Raw genomic sequence first — 20017 nt, forward strand, 5'->3', positions numbered from 1 at the left:
ACGGACCTTACTTGACGGAGCCGCCGGAGATACCGGCAGCGATGTACTTCTGGGCGAGGACGAGCAGGATCGCCGCGGGGATCGCGGACAGCACGGCCGCGGCCATGACCGAACCCCAGTCACCGACGTGCGCGCCGATGTACTGGTAGATGCCCAGAGTGATCGGCTTGACGTCGTCGGTCGTGTTCAGCGTGAGGGCGAACATGAAGTCGCTCCACGCGTAAAGGAACGAGAACAGACCGGCGGTGATCAGCGAGTTGCGGCTCATCGGCAGCACGACCTGGACGAAGGTACGGAAGCGTCCCGCACCGTCGACCTCGGCGGCCTCGATGACCTCGCGCGGGATGGCCACCATGAACGAGCGCATCAGCACGATTGCGAACGGGATGCCCAGCGAGGAGTCCGCCAGCATGAGGCCGAAGTACGAGTTGACCAGCCCGAGGTCCACGTATGCGCTGTAGAGGGCGTTGGCGATGACGATGCCCGGGACCATCTGGGTGATGAGCGTGCCGAAGACGATCAACTTGGTGCCCGGCAGCTTGAACTGGGCGAGCGCGTAGGCGGCGGGCGCGGAGATGGCCAGACAGATGACGACGGCGCCGAGTGCGACGGCCAGCGAGGTCAGCAGGTTGGTGCCCTGCTCACCGATGGCCGAGCTGAATCCGGACAGATCCAGACTGTGCGGGATCGCGTCCACCTCCAGCAGCCCGGACTCGGGTTGCAGCGCGGTGTTGATCATCCAGTAGAGCGGGAAGAGCATCACGCAGAGGATGGCGAGGCCCGCGATCATGGAGCCCCAGCGGCGCCTCGGCCTGTTCCGGTCGGCCTGCGACGGGACGGCGGGGGTGTGGGTGATGGTCGCCATTCCGGTCACTTCCCCTCGTTGCGGTTGGCCCGCAGGTAGAACACCGCGAAGACGGCGGATATCAGGATCAGGATGTTGCCGACCACGGCACCGGCTCCGAAGTCCAGCGAGACGAAGGAGTTCTGATAGGTCAGGGTGCCCAGGGTCTGGGTGGAGTCGGCGGGTCCGCCGTCGGTGAGGGCCAGGATCAGATCGAGGATCTTGACGGTGGACATGAAGCCGAGCACCAGGACCACGGTGATGACGGGCTTGAGCAGCGGCAGGGTGATGGACCGGAAGGTCCGCCACGCGGATGCGCCGTCGAGCGCGGCGGCCTCGTACAGCTCCTTGGGTACCTCTTGGAGTCCGCCGTAGAGGATCACCATGTTGAACGGGATGCCGATCCAGATGTTGACCAGGACGACGGAGACCAGGGCCATGCTCGTGCTGGTCAGCCACGGTGTGTCACCGAGGCCGAAGATACCGAGGAAGGAGTTGAGGACACCGGTGTCCTGGTCGAGGATGCGCCGCCAGACGATGCCGGAGACGACCATCGGGACCAGCCACGGCAGCAGGATCAGTGAGCGCAGCACGCCGTTGAGCGGGAACCGCTTGGTGAAGAACACCGCCAGCGCCAGACCGATGCAGAACTGGCCGATCAGCGAACCGATGGTGAAGAGGATGGTCTGCAGGAGAGCCTTGCCGAACAGGTCGTCCTGGAAGACGTTCTTCCAGTTGTCGAACCCGTTGAACGGGGCCTTGCCGGTGAAGAAGGTGGACGGCGAGTAGTCCTGGAAACTCATCACGACGTTGCGGACGAGCGGGTAGCCGAAGAACAGCAGCATGAACACGACCGCGGGGGCGAGGAAGCCCCACTGGGCGAGCTTCCTGCGGCGCTTGGCCCTCAGCGGGTCAGGAGTCCTCGTCCTCGTGGCGATCGGCGCGACGGGCGCGGGAGCAGTGGTGGTCGACATGTTCAGTTACCTCAGTTCCCGCTCTCGACACGCTGCTGTGCGTGCTTGAGGACGCTCTCGCTGGACTGGCCGGTGAGAGCGGCCTGGAAGGCGCTCTGCAGAGCGAGCGACACCGAGGACCAGCCCGCGCCGAGTTTGGCGGTGCGCGACCGGGCGGTGGCGACCTGGTCGGCCAGCGAGCTCAGCTCGGGAACCTTCTTGCGCCAGGTGTCGGCGGCCTTCTGGTTGGCAGGAATCATCCAGCTGTTCAGCGCGTAGGTGATCTCTTCCTGCTCGCTGGTCATGCAGTTGATGATGCGGGCGGAGGTCTTCTCCCGGACGGTGTCACCGATGTCGGGGATGGTCAGCATGCCGCCGCCCAGCGGACCGACCGAGTCGTCACCGGCCTCGGGGACGGGGATCTGCGCGATGCCCCAGTTGAGCCCCTTCTTGGTGTTGAGGGTCTCGACCTGCCAGGGACCGTTGATCATCATGGCGGCGTTGCCGGCCATGAACTGGTCGTTGACGTCCGCCTGGGTCCAGTTGACCGTGGACTTGGACAGCGAGCCGTCCTTGAGCAGCGCCTTCCAGTAGTCCAGCGCCTCGACGACCTGCTTGCTGCCGAGATCGGTCTCGCTTCCGCCGTTGGACCACATGAACGGCGTGAACTGGTAGACGCCGTCCTCCGCGCCGCCCGCGCTCAGGGCGATGCCGTACCGGCTGCCCTGGGTGAGCTTCTTGGCGCTCTCCTGCATCTCGGCCCAGGTGGTGGGCACTTCCAGGCCGGCCTTGTTCAGGATGTCCTTGTTGTAGAACAGCGCGAGAGTGTTCACCGTGCGCGCCGCGCCGTAGTACGTGCCCTTGTACGAGCCGTAGTCGAAGATGCCCCGGGGTATGTCGGCGGTGGAGACGCCCAGCTTCTCGAGGTCCTTCAGTCCGCCGGTCTCGGCGAACGTCGGCATCTCGGAGCCGTCGAACTGGATGATGTCCGGGAGCGACTTCGAGGAGGCCATGCGCAGCGACTTCGTCATGACCTGGGCGGCCGGAACGCTCTGCTGCTCGATGGTCACGCCGAGCTTCGTGCTGCACCGCGACAGGGTGGCGGCGTCCCAGCTGTGGTACGAGTCGTCGGTCGAGGAGTTCAGGACGGTGTACACATTGTCGTCCCGCTGCTGGCCACACCCTGAGAGAGCTGTGCCGACGACGATCGCGGAGACGACGGTGAGCGGGACGATAACCCGCCTGTTGCGACGACGGCGCCGATGGCGCAGGCCGTCCGGGGATGATGCTGTCACGTGCGTGCCCTTGCATGAGAGGGGTGCCGACCCGGCGGGACCTCTCTGTCCCGGCCAGGAGATGCATACGCCTCGGTACGGGTCGGCAGGTCCGTAGGGGCGGGAGGGGGTGTCCGGCGGCAGTACGTCGGTACACCCCCGTGGGCTCAGCGGACGCCGAGCAGGTGTTCCATGGCGAGCTGGTCGAGGGCTTCGAAGGCCATCGAGCGTTCGGCGGCGGTGGTGACGTCGAACTCCTCGAACGCGGTGGTGTCGGCGAGGAGGCTCTTGAGGCCGTCCTCGGCGGTGGGCTGTGCGAGTTCGTCGAGGCGGGAGGCGGCCAGTGCCTCCTGGACGGCGGGGTCGGCGCGGAACGCGAGGGCGCGCTCCTTGAGGATGAGGTAGTTGCGCATGCAGTTCTTCGCGGACTCCCAGACGCCGTCGATGCCGTCGGTGCGCACCGGCTTGAAGTCGAAGTGGCGCGGGCCGTCGTAGTCGGAGGTCTCGAGGAGGTCGACGAGCCAGAAGGCCTGGCGCAGGTCGCCGGCGCCGAAGCGGAGGTCCTGGTCGTACTTGATGCCGGACTGGCCGTTGAGGTCGATGTGGTAGAGCTTGCCGGCCCACAGGGCCTGCGCGATGCCGTGCGGGAAGTTCAGCCCGGCCATCTGCTCGTGGCCGACCTCGGGGTTGACGCCGTACATCTGCGGGCGTTCCAGGCGCTCGATGAACGCGAGGGCGTGGCCGACGGTGGGCAGCAGGATGTCGCCGCGCGGCTCGTTCGGCTTGGGCTCGATCGCGAACCGCAGGTCGTAGCCCTGCTCGACGACGTACTCACCGAGCAGGTCGAAGGCCTCCTTCATCCGGTCCAGCGCGACCCGTACGTCCTTGGCGCCGCCGGACTCCGCGCCCTCGCGGCCGCCCCAGGCCACGTATGTGGTGGCGCCGAGCTCGACGGCGAGGTCGATGTTGCGGATGACCTTGCGCAGCGCGTAGCGGCGCACGTCGCGGTCGTTGGAGGTGAAGCCGCCGTCCTTGAACACCGGGTGGGTGAACAGGTTCGTCGTCGCCATCGGGACCTTGAGACCGGTGCGGTCCAGGGCGTCCTTGAACCGGGTGATGATCGCGGCCCGCTCGCTGTCCGAGGAGCCGAACGGGATCAGGTCGTCGTCGTGGAAGGTCACACCGTGCGCACCGAGCTCCGCGAGCCGCTCGACGGACTCGACCGGGTCGAGCGCGGGACGGGTGGCGTCACCGAAGGGGTCGTTGCCGCGCCAGCCGACGGTCCAGAGACCGAAGGTGAACTTGTCCGCGGAGGTGGGAGTGAAGCGCTTCGACATGAATCTGCCTCTTGTCGACAAGGGACCGGACGGCTGCATCGCCGACCGACCGATTTGTTGGCTGGCAGTACTAATACGGCATCTTGACGTTTGTTTCTAGAGCATCCATGTGACACACACGTCACATCCAGACAACCTGACCGCTTTCCATGAGGATCCTGCGCTTGATCGGGGCGGGTTCGGAGGGGGTTGGTGCGTTGTCGAAGCGCTTCGACAAAATTTTTGTTTTGTGTACGATCAAAATCGGGATTCAGTGGAACGAGGTACGTCATGCCGCCGCGACCAGCCACGGCCACCGCACCGGTGCCGGCCGTCCTCGGGGTGGGCAGCCCCGCTCCGTCCACCAGGGCCGTGATCGTCGACGCCCGGCCGCCACGGCGCCCGCGAGAGCTCCCGTGACCCGGTTGCCCGCGCCACCCCGTCACTTCTGAACACGCACTCCTGACCGGCTAAGGAAGACCCCCATGAAGTTCACCGACGGCTTCTGGCAGATGCGAGACGGTGTGCACGCCTCGTACGCCACCGAAATCCGCGACCTCCAGCTCGGCGCCGACCGTCTCACGGCCTACGCCGCCGTCAAGCGCGTCGAACGGCGCGGTGACACCCTCAACGCGCCCCTGATCACGGTGGAGGCGTACGCGGCCGCCGAAGGTGTCATCGGCGTGCGGGTCACCCACCTCGCGGGCAAGCGGAACCTCGGGCCCGACTTCGCCCTGCCGGGCGCGACCGGCACGACTGCCGCCGCCACACGTACGGAGGGCCGGGCCGCCGAACTGACCACCGGCCCCCTCACCCTGCGGCTGCCCACGGAGGGTGCCTTCGGCCTGGAGTTCCTGGATGCGGACGGCCACCTGCTGACCTCCGCCGGACACAAGGGCACCGCCTTCGCCACCGTCCAGGACGGCGGCCACCACATGTTCGCCCAGCTCGGCCTCGGAGTCGGCGAAACCATCCACGGCCTGGGCGAACGCTTCACCCCGTACGTCAAGAACGGCCAGGTCGTCGACATGTGGCAGGCGGACGGAGGGACCAGCAGCGAGCAGGCGTACAAGAACATTCCGTTCTATCTCTCGTCGCGCGGCTACGGCGTCTTCGTCAACCACCCCGGCAAGGTCTCCTTCGAGGTCGGTTCCGAGGCCGTCGGCCAGGTCCAGTTCAGCGTCGAGGACCAGACGCTGGAGTACTTCGTCGTTGCAGGTCCCAGCCCCAAGGACGTCCTCACCCGCTACACCGCACTCACCGGCCGTCCGGCCCTGCCCCCGGCCTGGTCGTTCGGCCTCTGGCTGACCACCTCGTTCACCACCTCCTACGACGAGGCGACCGTCACCTCCTTCGTGGACGGCATGGCCGAGCGCGGCATCCCGCTGTCGGTGTTCCACTTCGACTGCTTCTGGATGCGCGAGTACCAGTGGTGCGACTTCGAATGGGACCCGAATACCTTCCCCGACCCGGTCGGCATGCTCGCCCGGCTCAAGAAGAAGGGCCTGAAGATCTGCGTGTGGATCAACCCCTACATCGCGCAGAAGAGCCCCCTGTACGCGGAGGGCGCGGCGAAGGGTTACTTCGTGCACACGCCCGAGGGCGACATCTGGCAGTGGGACCGCTGGCAGGCCGGCATGGCGCTGGTGGACTTCACCAACCCCGAGGCGACCGCCTGGTTCCAGAGCAAGCTGAAGGTCCTGCTCGACCAGGGTGTCGACGGCTTCAAGACCGACTTCGGCGAGCGCATCCCCACCGACGTCGTCTGGCACGACAACGCCGACCCCGAGCGGATGCACAACTACTACACGCACCTCTACAACAAGGCCGTCTTCGAACTCCTGGAGAAGGAACGTGGTCAGGGCGACGCGGTCCTCTTCGCCCGCTCGGCCACTGCCGGCGGCCAGCAGTTCCCCGTCCACTGGGGCGGCGACTGCTGGTCCTCCTTCGGCGCGATGGCCGAGTCCCTGCGCGGCGGACTCTCACTTTCCCTGTCCGGCTTCGGCTTCTGGAGCCACGACATCGGCGGCTTCGAGGGCACCCCCGACCCCGCCGTCTTCAAGCGCTGGCTCGCCTTCGGCCTGCTCTCCTCGCACAGCCGACTGCACGGATCCTCGTCCTACCGGGTGCCGTGGGAGTTCGGCGACGAGGCGGTCGACGTCGCCAAGCAGTTCACCGAGCTGAAGCACCGCCTCATGCCATATCTGTACGGGGCAGCCGTCGAGGCCCATCGCACGGGTGTCCCGACGATGCGGCCCATGCTCCTGGAGTTCCCCGACGACCCGGCCACCCGTACCGTCGACCGCCAGTATCTGCTGGGCCCGGATCTCCTGGTGGCCCCGGTCTTCAGCGAGGACGGCCAGGTCGAGTACTACGTCCCGGAAGGCACCTGGACCCACCTGCTTTCCGGTGAGACCGTCACCGGCCCGGCCTGGCGCCACGAGATCCACGGCTTCGACAGCCTCCCGCTGCTGGTCCGCCCGGGCGCGGTCCTGGCCCTGGGCGCTGACACCTCCCGGCCCGACGGCGACTGGCCGGACGACCTGGAGCTGCGGGTCCACGCCCCCGAGGGGATCGGTGACTTCACCCGCACGGTGACGGTCCCCGACCTCACGGGTGCGCCCGCCGCGACGTACGAGGTGGTCCGCGAGGGCGACACGGTCCGTGTCACGGCGGACACGGACCGGCCGTACGAGGTGACGGTCGTGGGTGAGAACGGCCTGAAGGTCGTGAAGGCCTGACGCCGCCGTCCGACGGGCCGGTCCGGCCCTCGACCGTACGTGAAGCCGGACCGGACCCGGCGCACGCGGCGAGGGCCCAGGCCGGGTGCGCCCGCTCGGGAAGCGTGCGGGCCGTCACCTCGCCCGCCTCCACCACCTTCTGGAGGCACTTGCCGAGACGGGTCCATTCCTGCTCGAACCTGACGACCGCGATGGCGTGGGCGTTCATGGCCGCACGACGCAAGTCCATCATCGGCAACGAGAAGGGGAGCCACGCCTATCGGGTGATGTTCGGCCGCCTCGGGATCGTGGGGGAGTGTCCGAAATGGCGATACGAGTAAGCGGTACGCGGCGGTGCCCCGTCGACTTCACTTCGGAGGACACCGGCGGGCCGATGCCCGCCTCCGTACCATCGACACCCGAGTCGATGTCGCCTGACACCACCTGAAAGCAGGGAAGATGACCACACGGACGGACCGCGTCGACCATGAACTGATCCGGGCCGCAGCTCACGTCGCCGGCACACGCTGCCGCGGCGACAACCACACGATGGCGGCGGCGGCCCGCGCCGGAGACGGCCGGATCGTCACCGCTGTGAATGCCTACCACTTCACCGGAGGCCCGTGCGCGGAGCTGGTCCTCATCGGCACGGCTGCCACCCAGGGTGTCTACGACCTGGACACCGTCGTCGCGGTGGGCGACCGCGACCGAGGCGTCGTACCGCCGTGCGGCCGCTGCCGCCAGGTCCTCGTCGACTACTTCCCCGCCCTCAAGGTCATCGTCGGTACGAGCACCGGCCTCAGAACCGTCTCCATCACCGACCTGCTTCCCGAAAGCTACGTCTGGGCGGACCACCAGCTCGACACCGAGGAAAGCGCATCACTCGGCACCAGCTGCCCCCCCCCCCGGGCGGCCGACGGGGCGAACATGTACGGACGATCCGAGGGGAACCTGATGCAGGACGAAGCGTGGAATCGTGTGGAGCGGCTGCGGACCTGGCTGGACGAGAACGCCGTCCAGGCCTCGGACAGCGACGTGCGGCTGCTGCGCGTACTCAAGATCGGCGAGGAGTTCGGTGAGGTCGCCGAGGCGTTGCACGGCGTGATGGGCGCCAATCCGCGCAAGGGGGCGTCCCATACGTGGGACGACGTCAACAAGGAGTTGTGCGACGTCATCGTGACAGGCATGGTCGCGCTCGCGTCGTGCACGCCCGACGCGCGCAAGCTCCTGGACGAGCGGCTGCGACACCTGGTGGACCGTGTGCTGCCGCCCGGTGACGGGACCGGGGCCGACGTGGTGTGAGAGGACATGGGTCACCTCGGCCCGCTGATCCCGCGCCCATGTCCGCAGCACCGACCTGTGTGGGTCCGGGGCCCCACGGCCTCCCCGGGGCGTGACTGACCGCCCTCGATCCGGCGCAAGCGGTCAGCTGCTGACAGACCGGCCCGGTCACCTCCGGGGGAGGGCGACGTGCAGGTGATGAGGGTCCGATTCTTCCCCGAGCTCTCTTCTTACACGCATCTGCCGGCGTCAGGCGGCGACGCTCGTTCGCAGGGCGTCGATGGCGAGGTGGCGCGCGACGTTGGTGGCGTTGCAGTCGCGGAGGCTGTCGAGCATGAGGAAATCGTGCAGCATGCCCTCGACGCGCACTGCGGTGACGTCCACGCCGGCTTCTCGCAGCTTCGCGGCGTAGGCCTCACCCTCGTCGCGCAAGGGGTCCGCCTCGTCGGTGATGACCAGGGTGGGCGGCAGGCCCTTCAACTGATCCAGGCCGGCCCGCAGGGGTGCGGCGTAGGGCTCCATCCGCTGGCTGGGGTCCGCGTACTGGTCCCAGAACCACATCATGCCGTCGCGCGTGAGGTAGTAGCCGTCGGCGAACTGCAGATAGGACGCCGTATTGAAGTCGGCGTCGGTGACGGGGTACAGAAGCACCTGGCCCTTGACGTCGATCTCGCCGCGTTCCTTGGCCATCAGGGCGAACACGGCAGCCATGTCTCCGCCCACCGAGTCACCGCTGACAGCCAGGCGTGAGGCGTCCAGGCCGTGTTCGGCACCGTGCTGGACGATCCAGCGGCCGACCGCGTAGTTCTGCTCGATCTGGGTCGGGTACCTCGCTTCCGGTGCCCGGTCGTAGACCGGGAACACACAGGCCATGTCTGCGCCTGTCGCCAGCTCGCGGACCAGGCGGTCGTGCGTGTTCTCGTCTCCGAGGACCCAGCCTGCGCCGTGGATGTAGAGCATGACAGGCAGCGGTTCGATCGCCCCGGCCGGTTTGATGATGCGCGTACGCACCTGCCCGTACCGGCCGGCGTCGACGGTCACCCATTCTTCGTCGACGTCGGGCTTCTCGACGCCTTCTCCGGTCTGGAGGCCGGCGAGGATGTCACGTCCCTGCTCGGGCGGGACCTCGTAGATGCGCGGGTGAGGGCTGGTCGCGTCGGCCAGTTCCTGGGCAGCCGACTCGAGACGGGGAGAGGGAGGATCAGGCAGGTCAACCATGGAAGTGCCTCCAGGTCGGACTCGCCGAAACGAATCCATTCGCTCGTTGCCTACTCATCCGTGTTCTCACGGAAGGGACCGGCGTGCAACGGGATCTTCCGGCGAACGCACACGGACAGCAGGCGCCACGGCCAGTAGCTGACGCGCGGGCGGGATGAGCCGCACCCGCGCGAAGATCACCTGCGCGGACGGCTCCCGGCCTGATGATCCGGGCCGTGCAGTCCGTCCGTGCCGGGCGGCGTAGCGGTGACCGGTACGCACGCCGGTGGGCGTGGTGCGTGGACGTGGGGTCAGGTCGGCGGGTCGGACGGCCGCCGGCGCCGCCGCATGTGAGGATCGCCGCACGTTGAACCGGCGACGCACAGGGTGCGGGGCTCGCCGACGTCAAGAGAGAAAGACATCCGCATGGACCTGAAACTCGAAGTCATCGTGCTGCCCGTCTCCGACGTCGACCGGGCCAAGGGCTTCTACGAGGCGGCGGGCTTCCGGATGGACATCGACCACGTCGCCGGTGAGGACTACCGGGTGGTGCAGTTCACGCCGCCCGGCTCCGAGTGCTCGATCATCCTGGGCAAGGGGGTCACTTCCGCAGCGCCCGGCTCGGCCCAGGGCCTGTACCTCGTCGTCCCCGACGTCGAGGCGGCCCGCGCGGAACTCGTCGGCCGTGGCGTCGAAGTGGGCGAGGTGTTCCACGATGCCGGAGGAGTCTTCCACCATGGTCACGATGGCGGCGGTGTCTCCTACGGCGCCGGGGGCGACGGACGGGTGGGTGGCCCGCATCCCGATCGTGCCGACTACGGCTCCTACGCCACCTTCAGTGACCCCGATGGCAACGGCTGGGTGCTCCAGGAAGTGAGGAAGAGGGCCCCCGGCCGCTGACATCACATCAGTGACCCGGGGCGGGACGGGCGTGGAGTGCCGGCAGCCGGGTCGACAGGCAAGCGATCTGCGGTCTGAAGCGCGACTGCGGAACCAGAGACTGATACCCGGAGGTACGGATGGCGGGCAGCAGACCCCACGGCTGTGGCATGACGGTTCCGGGCGGCGGTGGTTCGTCATGAGTGCCGCACCCGGCGACCCCGGCGCCCGACGCCGGCCCGATCTCGCCGACCAGACCGTCGTGGTGATCGGCGCCAGCGCGGGTATCGGACTGGAGACGGCCCGTCAGGTACGCGCATGCGGCGGCCAGGTCGTCCTGGTCGGCCGCAACCCCGAACGGCTGCAGCAGGTCGCACTCGAGCTCCACCCTCTCGGCACAGCAGCGTTCGACGCCACCGACACCGACCGTCTCAAGCAGTTCTTCCAGGATCTGCCCGGCCCGGTCGACCATGTGATGGTCACGGCCGGTGGCCCGTTCTACCTGCCCTTGGAAAGCATGGACCTCGCAGACGCCCGCCGCGCCTTCGACGAGCGCCTGGCCATGACACTCGCGGTCGCCCTCTACAGCCGTGACAAGGTGCGAGCCGGAGGCACACTGCTGTTCATCGGCGGCACCGGCGGTCGGCGCCCCGGTGTCGGCATGACCGTCATGTCCGCCGTCACCGCGGCTCTGCCGGCCCTCACCGCGAACCTGGCGCTGGAACTGGCGCCGATCCGGGTCAATCTCATCGCTGCCGGATTCGTCGACACACCCCTGTCGGCCTCGCTCCTGGGCGATCAGCTCGACGCCCGGCGCGAGGAGCTGCGCGCCACGCTTCCCATCCGACGGGTCGTCGTCCCGGCCGACGTGGCTGCTCTGGCCGTGCACATCATGTGCAACGACGCGCTCACGGGTGGAACGTACGACGTCGACGGCGGCCAGCAGCTCCTCTCCCACTGACCACCAGGGAGGAGTGCCTCTGGGGAGGGCAGGCGAAAAGACCCGTGGACAAGGTGATCAGACCAGCGCCGGGCGGCCCGCGAGTTGCGGATACAGCGCCTCCGGGCCCGAGGACAGCGCTGCCTGGACCTGCTTGCTGACGTCGTCGGCGAGCACCTCGTGCAGTCCGGCGTCGACACCGTCGAGGGCCGCGCGGGCCACCATGGCGGGCTCGGCCTTCGGACCGGTCAGATGCGCGACCATGTCCGTCGCCATGTAGCTGACGTGCAGGGCGGTGACCTGCGTGCCCTGTTCCGCAAGAGCCACCCGCAAGGCGTTGGTCACCGACCATTCGGCGGCCTTGGCCGCGCCGTATCCGGAGCTGGCCGGGATCGATATCCAGGACATCACGGACAGGACATTGACCAGCGCGCCACCGCCGTTGCGTCCGAGAACGGGGGCGAAGGCCCTGCTCATGGCGAGGGTGCCGACCACGTGCGTCTCGAATTCCTTCCGGAACGAGTCCAGGTCGGACCCGAGCACGTCCGCGCGAGTCGTCGAACCGGCGTTGTTGACGAGGAGCGTCACGTCCTGGGCCTGGGCTGCTGCCGCGCTCACGGATTCGTGGTCGGTGATGTCGACCTGGACCGGGATCGCCCCGGGCACGGTGATCTTTCCGGGGTCACGCGCTCCCGCGTAGACCTTGGCCGCCCCGGCATCGAAGAGCGCCCGGACGAATTGCTCACCGAGGCCGCGGTTGGCTCCGGTGACGAAAGCGACAGACCCTTGGACCTTCATGGGAGAACCTCCCCGACGGTGCGTTGCAGGGCCGAGGACCGGCCGTCGCGACGTGTGCGACGGCGCAGCGCAGCCCGCTCCGAACGTATATCGCCCGGGTGTCCGCCACCACCCGAACCGCGGCCGGCCCGGTGGGTCCGGGCCGTGCTCCACAGGATGATCGCCAATGGCCGCTGATGCCGATCGAGTCCTCGGAGGCCCCGGCCGGGCGCCGGCTGAGGTGGGTCGACGGAGCCCTGGTCGGGCGGCTCCCGGGCGCCAAACGCCGCTCGCTCGCGTCGGCCGTTCCTTGGCCCGTCGGGCGGGCGACGGCCGGCTGCGGCGTCAGTCGGAGTCTTCGATCCGGTGGCGGAGGATGCGCGGTCACACGGGCCGGGGTCCGTCCGATTTTCGGTGGCGGCCGGGACCCTGGTGAACATTCACCGGCGATTTTGTGTGCGGTGTCCGATATCCGAGCATGAGGTGATCCCCCGGCGACTCCCGCAGCAGGCGTGCGCCCGCACGCCTGGCAGTCGCTGCACGGGCAGGGGGCCGTGGCGCTGCCCCGCGGGGCAGGCGACGCCACCCAGCACGATGAAAGGCGCACCATCCTCATGCACGACACCGGAACCGTCTCGCGTTCGGCTCCGGCTGTCTTTGTCTCTCTTCGCTCTGACCTGCAAGTATCGATATAACTTGGCTGGTTCAAACGGGTGGCTGGGAAAACGGTGGGAAAACGTAACTGGTCTCCCGCCATGGCAAGCATCGTTCCGCGTAGGAACAAGGCCGGGGCATCCACAGCTACCAGGTGAAGTGGAAGGACGGCGGCGCACGGTCCGATAGGTGGCAGTCGGAGCGCTTCGACGACGAGGACTCGGCCAAGGTCTTCAAGGATGCCGTCGACGAGGCCGGGCAGCACTGGCCCCCCGGCTGGGTGAAAGGCCGGGGCTACATCGATCCGACAGCCGCGAACACGCTGCGCTACCGCTTCGATCGATGGGCGCTTGAGCCCGTCGAGAACCGCACCGCGAGCAAGCGCTACAAAGTGCAGTGCATCCGGGTGCTGGAGATGTACATGTTCCCTACCTTCGGGAACTGCGACATCCGCTCCGCCGAGCACTTCAGCAAGGCAACAATCGCCGGCTCCCTCCTGTCAAGCCCCGGTGAACGCCGGAGCCAGTGCCTTGTGCAGGGAAGTGTTCATGAAGTCGTCGCTGACGTGCGTGTGGATGGCCAGGGAGCTGTCGCACTCATGGCCGACCTGCTGCTGGACCGGCGGTCGACTCCGTCCTCGGTCAGATGCGTGACGTAAGAGTGACTTGTGTCCGCAGAGGCCGTGTGCGGGTGATCCCGTGTGGCGATTGAGTAGGCGTGTGGTTGCGGACCACTTTCGCGACGCAGGTAGCCGGAGGTGTTGCATTCCGAGACCGTCGATGTGATGCGTATCACTCTCCGGGTGCCTCGGATCGGGCATGCGCGATCATGACCGGAATGGACACTCGTTTCCTTGGCATCGCCGATCTGGTCGAAGCCCCGTCCGTGGCGGTCGTAGTCGACGTCATGCGTGCTTTCACCGTGGCTGCCTGGGCCTTTGCCCAGGGGGCGGAGAAGATCGTTCTTGCTGAGTCGCTGGACGAGGCCCTGGCGCTCAAGGCTCGCCACCCGGATTGGGCGGCGCTCAAAGACGGTCCGCCCGCGCCCGGGTTCGAGATGGTCAACTCGCCGGGCCTGCTGAGGTCCGTTGACCTTGGCGGACGGACCGTTGTGCAGAAGACCACGGCAGGGACGGTCGGCGCCCTTGCGGTCAAGGAGTCGTCGCTGGTGCTGTGCGCCGGCTTCGTGGTGGCCGAAGCAACGGCTCGGCTCTTGCGGACACGCAAGAGTGACGGTGTCACGTTCGTGGTCACTGGCGAAGATGGGCAGGCCGATGAGGATCTGGCGTGTGCTCAATACATCGCTCGGAGGGCCACCGAGGCTGGGACGGATGCTGCTGAGTTCCTCCGTCGCGCTGCCGAGTCCCGCGCCGCCGCCGAGCTGGCGGAGGGGGTGCGTCAAGGAGTCCATCCTGATGACGTTGCACTCTGCCTTGAGCTCGACCGATTCCCCTTTGCCATGGCGGCGACCTTGGAAGGCTCGCTCATGGTCCTCCGTCCGTGCGCCGTGCCTTCGCTGAGCGAAGATGCGTCGGTTTGATCGCTGGTGAAGTCCGACTGTCACTGGGCGAGGGCCAGTACCCGGTCGGGTATGCGGCATCAACTGCGTGTCCCGATGACGGTTGTTGACGATCGGGCTGCGGGAAGTCGCGCGACACGGCTCGCGGTGGCCGTGGTCTGACGCAGGTGGACGATTTCCTCGTGCTGGGCGGCGAGCCGGGCCAGGGCCTGGGCGCGGAAGTCGGTGAGTGCGTCGATCGTCTGTTCCGACTGGGCCAGCCGCTCTTTGAGCTTGGAGTTCTCCGCCTTGAGCCGGGCGACCTGAGCCTCGCGAGGATCGGGGATCTCGCCAGCATCTTGGAGTGCCTGGAGGCGCCGCGTTCTACGGCACCCGCCCCTACGCCCATCTCCGCACCGAGTTCGAGCGGCACCGGGCCGGATCTCTCCGCGCAGGAGCCGGTCCATGGCGGCTTGTCCGGACACATGCCGACCTGCACGAACGCCAGCACGCGGACACCGGCCCGGACACTGTCCGGACAGCCATCCGGACAGTGTCCGGACAGAGAGGACACCCTCATGACCACCACGCCCCACGCCCCGGAGTTCGTCGTCGTGATCCCGTGCTTGGGCAAGAAGCTCCCCGTGGCCGCCCCGGCCGGCGAGCTCTACCTCGGCAGCTACGTACTCGTTGAACAGAGCGGAGCCGTCATACGGCTGATTGGCGCTCCGCGGTGAGTCCGGTGATCTCGTCGCGCATGGCTTGGAGCATGGCTCGCGCGCCGGCCGACGCGTCGGCTGCCGTGACCATCGCGGTCTGTCTCTTTGGTACGAACGCGGGATCCTCGACACGCAGCCACTTCACATCCTTCGGGACGATGTCCGCGGCCAACCCAGGTACCACTGAGATACCCAATCCTGCGGCGACGAGCCCCAGACGCGTCTGCCAGCCGCGCGCCTCGTAGGCCACACGCGGAGATTCAAGGGTGGGCCAAGCACCAAACTGGGGTGCGCCCTCCTCGCCGGCTCCCACGATCCAGGCCTCCTGCGCCAGCTCGTCGACGTGCACCTCGTCCCGGGAAGCCAGCGGATGGGACGCGTGGACGGCCACGCCCATGCCTCGGCCGGCGCCGATGACCTCGATGCGCAGCCCGGTGAAGTCGTAGTCGGGAAGTCCTTCCCCGATTGCCACTACAGCCATCTCGATGCGTCCCGCGCGAAGGCGGCGCAGCTGGGCGGGGCTGCCCGTCTCCCAGAGGCTCACGGTGAGGGCCGGGTGTGCCTTTTGCAAGCGAGCGATGGCCCGGGGTACCAGCGCAGCCGCCGCGGTGGGGTACGCGCCGACGGCCAGACGGCCGGCGAGGCGGTCGCGGAGCCCGGCGATCTCCAGCTCGGCCGCTTCCGCATGCGCCAACATGCGGCGCGCGTGCCGCAGCAGCGTCTCCCCGGAGAGTGTCGGCCGAACCCCGCGGGCAAGGCGCTCGAACAGCGGGGCTCCCACCGCCGCTTCCGTGGCGATGATCTGGCGAGACACTGCGGACTGCGTGTAGCCGAGCGCTTCGGCCGCCGCGGTGAAAGATCCGCGCTGAGCTACTTCGAGCGTGACCCGCAAGCCCGTCAGCGTCAGTTCTGGCATGGCCTGACGATATGCGTGAACCGAGGGGCAGGCAAAGAACGACTCTTCATGCCGCGCATGGCGCGGCGACGCGACAGCGGGCTGTGTGCCGACCACGACCGGAGGTCGGAGTTCAGAACAGGCAGTGAGGGTCGTCGGACAACACCGCCTCGATGGTGGCGTGTGCGACGCCGGACTGGCTGTCGCCCATATCCCCCAACGCTTGGCTGGTGAGCGTCCGAAGGACCGCCACGGTATGGCGCGTTCAGCGGAGCCCGCTCCAGCGTCGTAGGAACTCATCCGCATCACCCCCGGCTCGATGTGCACCGTTTTGATCCCGAACGGTGCGAACTCCGCCGTCAGCGTCGCGAAGTGCCCCTCCCACGACCCAACTTGAAAGCGTGGTAGACCGTGAAGCCTGGGAAGGTGGTGTGGCAGTCGATGCTTTATAGCTGGACAAACACGCCGCCGTCCTGTGCACGACGGCGCTGGACCGCCCGGCGGGCGAGCTGGAGCGAATCCGGTGAGATTCGTGGCGATCGTATGGGTGTTTCCCCGCTCCGTGCGAGGACGGCGGGCCATGCGCGCAGGTCAATGCGAGAAGGGTTTTGTGGGCCTCGCTCGGGTGATCGGGCCGGGTGGCGCCAGCCATGCGGTTTTCGCATGGCAGGGATGAAAAGACGTCGCTAGTCGAATGGCTTCAACGGTGCAACGCTGTCTACATGAACGAAACAGTGCAGAAGCTCACCGCTTTCGACCTCGCTCGCCCGGCACAAAACCAGTTGGCCCAGGGATTCCTTCAGTGGTGCGTCGTCGCGCCGGATCTGGAGTCGAAGTGTGCCGAACTGGAGCGGGTGTACGGCCCCGCAGGATTCTGGATCATGGAAAATGCCCCTCTGCTAGAGACGACCTACCGCGGTGAGCCGATCGACCTGCGCGTGGACATGGCGCTTGGTTACATCGGCGACACCAATATCGAGGTCATCAGCCCTCGCCGGGATGGGGATGCAAATCTCTACACCGAGTTCCTCGAAGCGCAGCCGGAAGGCGGCCTTCACCATCTGGGATTCCAGGTACACGACTTCGACACGACGGCCGCAGACTTGACTGCCAAGTTTGGTCCCGCCGTGCAAGCCGGAAACTTCTCCACCGGTGGAAGTCACTTCGCCTACTTCGATTCCCGCCCGGTGACCGGGGTCCACACCGAGATTCTCTGGTTCGACACCGAAACAGTTGCGGCGATGGCGGACCTGCGTGCCGGCAAGCCTCCAGTCATTTGATCTGACACAAGCCGGGTCGGAAGCGCCCGCGGTGCCTCCGACCCGGCACACGTGCGACACGTGCTTGCGCACATGGAAGCAGTCGACCCGAGATGGCGGGACTCCGCGACCGAATCCGGGGACGCGTGGTCGTCGGTACGTATCCGGCAATGGCTACGAGTCCGGCGCTCCGGGCGATCGCGCGCCTGCGCAAGGCGGACCTCAGCCTCAGCGTGGGCCCCATAGGTAGCGGGCAGCGCCGACGCGCCGCACCCCCATGCCGTCGGCCGGGCCACAGGTGGACCGAGCACTCTATGAAAGGAAAAGCAGTGTAAGCGAAACGTGTGAGCAAGAAGCTCTCGGCGAGTTTGTGGCTAGAACATCTGCGCTCGGCATTCATTGCTGGACTGCGCGGAGTCCTTCCCTGCAAATCTTCTGACCCGGAAGCTGACTCCAGGTTCCACAATTGCACCTTCAGCCTGATCCAGAGGAAACAACATGTCTAATTTCATCTCTCCCGATGACACCCGCTACGACGAGCGCTCCCGCGCGCTCATCCGCATTGGACGGGACGCCATCTCCAAGGAGAACCCAAGCGCACTGCGCAGCTATTTCAGTGAAGACTTCAAGTTCCATGGCCCCGACGGTGACCTCGGGTTCGAGCAGCTGGAAATCTTCTTCAGTCAGATGCGCGACGCATTCGCAAACTACTACTGCGAGCGATATGAGATCGTCTCTGCTGGGAATGTGATCGGTTGCCGAACGGAGATGGGCGGTGTCTTTATTAGGCCTTTTGACCCGACGCCGATCGGAACTGTGCAGCCGCACGGCAAGCAGGTGACGCTGACGCTGATCAATGTCTTCCGCTACGACGAGGATGGCAGGCTGGCGGAAGAGTGGGTCCAGTACGACAACTTGGAGTGGCTGCGCCAGCTTGGCGTTGAGCTCGTCCCCGCCTCTCGCTGACCACCTGACCGCGCCAGCCCGCGACCAGTCTCGCGAGTCGTGCGTCGAGTTCGACCCGACGTGGCGTTTGCGGTGCGCGCGCCCTGTTCCGGGTGCGGCACTCCACCGCGTGGCTGTGGTGACGATGCAGTGCACCGAGCCGGAGTCGGGGGGCCGAGACCAGGAGCCGGGCGAGCCCCACCGCGGCCGGCGACCGCCCGATGACCGGCGTCGCGAACTACGGCTCGCGAGTCCGCGAGGACCCGCCCACGCCCGAGCCCCCGGCGGCCGAGCCCCAGCCGGAGCCCGCGCCCGAGCTGCCCCCGGTCGGCTCCGTCGCGAGCAGGTTCCTCGCACCGGTCGGCGAACGGGTCAGGTGGCGTCGGGCGTATCGGAACGCATGTGCTCGATGTGACACCAGGTCATCAGGCTCAGTCCTGCTCAGCCGCGTGCGGGCACCGGGGCGGCGGCATGGTGTCGGCCCCGCCGGCGCATGGGCTCCCGTTCAGCGCACCGAAGCGGCCGGTCAGCGCACCGAAGCGGCCGGCGGGCGTTCGCGTAGGGCGCCGTAGGCGAGGAAGTAGGCCGGCAGCCGGTTCAGCCACCTTGAGCTCGTGATGAGTTCGCTCAGCCGCTGGGCGCGCTTCCGGCTGCCGAACGCCGGGCGGCCCGACAGGACCGGTTCGATGACGTTCGCGTGGGCGAAGCGCTGCAGGGCCTGTGTCACGGCGGTGGTCGGCCGGCGGCGGCGCTGGACGCGGCGCACGGTCCGCAGGCCGACCGTGCCCGCGCGCAGCGGTTCGACGAGATACCGGGCGGCGGCCACCGCGTCCTCGACGGCGAGGTTGATGCCGATGCCGAAGACCGGAGACATCGCGTGTGCCGCGTCGCCGATGCACAGCAGTCCCGGGCGGTGCCAGCGGCGCAGTCGATCCAGCTGTACGTCGAGCAGCTTCACGTCGTCCCACGACCCGAGCGCGTGCACCCGGTCCGCGAGCCAGGGGACGGCAGCCGTGAATTCGCCCATGAACCGGCCGAGACCGGCGGCTCTGCGCCGGGTGTCGGATCCCTTGGGGATCAGTGCGGCGCACTGCCAGTAGTCCCCGCGGTCGATCATGGCGCTGACGAACCGGTCGCCGACGCCTCCCACGAGGCCGTGCGGGTCGTCCTCCCGCCGCGGCAGCCGGAACCACCAGGCGTCCATCGGGCAGGTGAACCTCCGGAGTCCCAGTTCGGGCAGTGCCCTGGCCAGCGAGGACCGACCGTCACAGGCAACGGTGAGGGTGGCGCGCAGCTCACCGGTACGGCCGTCGGACGTGCGGTACCGGACCCCTGTGACCCTCCCGCGAGCTCGCGGCTTCGCTCGACCAGGAGGGGCCTCCATGCGTTCCATCAGAAAGGCGGTCGCCTCGGTGTTCATCCGCACGGAGAAGGAGGGCTCCCGTGCGGCCTCGTCGACGAGGAGATCGAGCAGATCCCACTGGGGCACCATCGCGATGTAGTTGTACTTGCCCCGCAGCGCGCCGATGTCTCCGACGGTGACCAGCGAACGGTTCGGGCCGAGCGGCAGCTGGACCGTTCTCACTCGGCGCTGTGGCAGCCTGCCGAATCGCTCGGCCAGCCCCAGGTCCTCCAGCAGCGCCAGGGTGGACGGATGCACAGTGTCACCGCGGAAGTCGCGCAGGAAGTCGCCGTGCTTCTCCAGGACCGTGACCGCCACCCCCGCCCGGGCCAGCAACAGCCCGAGGACCATGCCGGCGGGGCCACCGCCCACCACGCAGCACGTGGTCCGCTCCATCGGAACCGCTCCTTTCGGCGAAATCCCCGGATTAGTCATATCGGGAGATATACCCTCAGTTCCGACAAG

Annotated in this window: 18 protein-coding genes and 1 pseudogene; 10 read left to right on the top strand and 9 right to left on the bottom strand. The window is 67.6% G+C overall.

All coding sequences use genetic code 11. The features are described from left to right. Positions 1-7 precede the first annotated feature (7 nt). The 4 genes from OG963_RS37375 to xylA form a co-directional block, all read right to left on the bottom strand. Positions 8-865 (bottom strand): carbohydrate ABC transporter permease, encoded by an 858-nt coding sequence (locus OG963_RS37375; protein ID WP_371799891.1) that lies wholly within the window; start codon positions 863-865, stop codon positions 8-10. Between the two features lie 5 nt (positions 866-870). Continuing rightward, complete coding sequence (locus OG963_RS37380; RefSeq protein WP_093777752.1) at positions 871-1818, bottom strand: carbohydrate ABC transporter permease; 948 nt, start codon at positions 1816-1818, stop codon at positions 871-873. An 11-nt stretch (positions 1819-1829) separates the two neighbouring features. Continuing rightward, the gene (locus tag OG963_RS37385; protein WP_093777754.1) at positions 1830-3092 is read right to left on the bottom strand and encodes a sugar ABC transporter substrate-binding protein; all 1263 of its coding nucleotides are present in this window, start codon (positions 3090-3092) and stop codon (positions 1830-1832) included. A gap of 146 nt (positions 3093-3238) precedes the next feature. Then, entirely contained in the window at positions 3239-4408 is a 1170-nt protein-coding gene (xylA, locus tag OG963_RS37390) for a xylose isomerase (RefSeq protein WP_319326413.1), read from the bottom strand. Positions 4409-4872: 464 nt separating this feature from the next. Here xylA and yicI point away from each other — a divergent pair, with 464 nt between their 5' ends. The 3 genes and pseudogenes from yicI (at position 4873) to OG963_RS37405 (ending at position 8409) form a co-directional block, all read left to right on the top strand. Continuing rightward, a complete protein-coding gene (yicI, locus tag OG963_RS37395) occupies positions 4873-7128 on the top strand; it encodes an alpha-xylosidase (protein WP_093779726.1) in 2256 nt (751 codons plus the stop codon). Between the two features lie 438 nt (positions 7129-7566). Beyond that, positions 7567-7977: pseudogene (locus OG963_RS37400) on the top strand (cytidine deaminase); the annotation flags it as partial. 84 nt (positions 7978-8061) lie between these two features. Continuing rightward, the gene (locus OG963_RS37405; protein WP_362273162.1) at positions 8062-8409 is read left to right on the top strand and encodes a MazG-like family protein; all 348 of its coding nucleotides are present in this window, start codon (positions 8062-8064) and stop codon (positions 8407-8409) included. Between the two features lie 228 nt (positions 8410-8637). Here OG963_RS37405 and OG963_RS37410 read toward each other — a convergent pair whose 3' ends face one another. Next, on the bottom strand, positions 8638-9606 hold the full coding sequence (locus tag OG963_RS37410; protein ID WP_371799892.1) for an alpha/beta hydrolase: 969 nt from the start codon (positions 9604-9606) through the stop codon (positions 8638-8640). A 405-nt stretch (positions 9607-10011) separates the two neighbouring features. On the opposite strand from OG963_RS37410, the gene OG963_RS37415 reads away from it, so the two are divergent. Next, the gene (locus tag OG963_RS37415; protein WP_371799893.1) at positions 10012-10485 is read left to right on the top strand and encodes a VOC family protein; all 474 of its coding nucleotides are present in this window, start codon (positions 10012-10014) and stop codon (positions 10483-10485) included. A gap of 178 nt (positions 10486-10663) precedes the next feature. Then, positions 10664-11425 carry an SDR family oxidoreductase gene (locus OG963_RS37420; protein ID WP_319326424.1) on the top strand — a complete coding sequence of 254 codons (762 nt, stop codon included), beginning with the start codon at positions 10664-10666 and terminating at the stop codon, positions 11423-11425. A gap of 57 nt (positions 11426-11482) precedes the next feature. Here the strand turns inward: OG963_RS37420 and OG963_RS37425 are convergent, their stop codons facing one another. Next, a complete protein-coding gene (locus OG963_RS37425) occupies positions 11483-12202 on the bottom strand; it encodes an SDR family oxidoreductase (protein WP_093779714.1) in 720 nt (239 codons plus the stop codon). A gap of 787 nt (positions 12203-12989) precedes the next feature. On the opposite strand from OG963_RS37425, the gene OG963_RS37430 reads away from it, so the two are divergent. Then, positions 12990-13493, top strand: coding sequence for a hypothetical protein (locus tag OG963_RS37430; protein WP_371799894.1), 504 nt, complete (start codon positions 12990-12992; stop codon positions 13491-13493). A 179-nt stretch (positions 13494-13672) separates the two neighbouring features. After that, positions 13673-14374, top strand: a complete 702-nt coding sequence (locus OG963_RS37435) for a 2-phosphosulfolactate phosphatase (RefSeq protein ID WP_305367606.1) — start codon at positions 13673-13675, stop codon at positions 14372-14374. A gap of 59 nt (positions 14375-14433) precedes the next feature. Here OG963_RS37435 and OG963_RS37440 read toward each other — a convergent pair whose 3' ends face one another. Further along, positions 14434-14817, bottom strand: coding sequence for a hypothetical protein (locus OG963_RS37440; protein WP_371799895.1), 384 nt, complete (start codon positions 14815-14817; stop codon positions 14434-14436). A gap of 93 nt (positions 14818-14910) precedes the next feature. Here OG963_RS37440 and OG963_RS37445 point away from each other — a divergent pair, with 93 nt between their 5' ends. Beyond that, positions 14911-15069 (top strand): hypothetical protein, encoded by a 159-nt coding sequence (locus OG963_RS37445; RefSeq protein ID WP_176902406.1) that lies wholly within the window; start codon positions 14911-14913, stop codon positions 15067-15069. Here OG963_RS37445 and OG963_RS37450 read toward each other — a convergent pair. Next, complete coding sequence (locus tag OG963_RS37450; protein WP_371799896.1) at positions 15041-16063, bottom strand: LysR family transcriptional regulator; 1023 nt, start codon at positions 16061-16063, stop codon at positions 15041-15043. The genes OG963_RS37445 and OG963_RS37450 overlap by 29 nt on opposite strands. A gap of 605 nt (positions 16064-16668) precedes the next feature. Here OG963_RS37450 and OG963_RS37455 point away from each other — a divergent pair. Both OG963_RS37455 and OG963_RS37460 read left to right on the top strand, forming a co-directional pair. After that, on the top strand, positions 16669-17226 hold the full coding sequence (locus OG963_RS37455; RefSeq protein WP_371799897.1) for a VOC family protein: 558 nt from the start codon (positions 16669-16671) through the stop codon (positions 17224-17226). Positions 17227-17703: 477 nt separating this feature from the next. Beyond that, positions 17704-18171, top strand: coding sequence for an ester cyclase (locus OG963_RS37460; RefSeq protein ID WP_093778372.1), 468 nt, complete (start codon positions 17704-17706; stop codon positions 18169-18171). A 505-nt stretch (positions 18172-18676) separates the two neighbouring features. Here the strand turns inward: OG963_RS37460 and OG963_RS37465 are convergent. Then, positions 18677-19948, bottom strand: coding sequence for an FAD-dependent oxidoreductase (locus OG963_RS37465; protein WP_093929726.1), 1272 nt, complete (start codon positions 19946-19948; stop codon positions 18677-18679). Positions 19949-20017: the final 69 nt, after the last annotated feature.

Source organism: Streptomyces sp. NBC_01707 (assembly GCF_041438805.1).
In the GTDB taxonomy this organism is placed as follows: Bacteria; Actinomycetota; Actinomycetes; order Streptomycetales; family Streptomycetaceae; genus Streptomyces.